A 509-nucleotide genomic window follows, 5' to 3' on the forward strand; every position below is an offset into this window, starting at 1 on the left:
CTGTTCGACGCGGTGTTGCTGGATCGGGATGGGACGTTGGTCGAGGATGTGCCGTACAACGGTGATCCGGAGAAGGTGCGTCCGGTGCCGGGTGCGCGGGTGGCGTTGGATGCGTTGCGGGCTGCCGGGTTGCGGTTGGCGGTGGTGACGAACCAGTCGGGTTTGGCGCGGGGGTTGTTCACCGAGGCGCAGATGGCGGCGGTGCATGCGCGTGTCGAGGGGTTGTTGGGGCCGTTCGATGCGTGGTTGGTGTGTCCGCACGACGATTCCGACGGGTGTTCGTGCCGTAAGCCGTTGCCGGGGTTGGTGCACGCGGCTGCGCAGGCGTTGGGGACGACGCCGCAGCGGTGCGTGATGGTGGGGGACATCGGTCGGGATGTAACGGCGGCGTTGGCGGCGGGGGCGCAGGCGGTGTTGGTGCCGACGCCGGTGACGCGGGTCGAGGAGGTGGATGCGGCGCCGTGGGTGGCGGTGGATCTGCCGTCGGCGGTGGCCGAGATCCTGCGCCG

At 69.9% G+C, this 509-nt stretch carries 1 protein-coding gene; it reads left to right on the forward strand.

Annotated elements, in window-relative coordinates:
- The coding region (locus ACTMSW_RS30720; protein WP_441184289.1) for a D-glycero-alpha-D-manno-heptose-1,7-bisphosphate 7-phosphatase at positions 1-509 on the forward strand (509 nt) is incomplete at both ends.

The sequence above is a fragment of the Micromonospora sp. BQ11 genome, from assembly GCF_052068135.1.
GTDB lineage: Bacteria > Actinomycetota > Actinomycetes > Mycobacteriales > Micromonosporaceae > Micromonospora.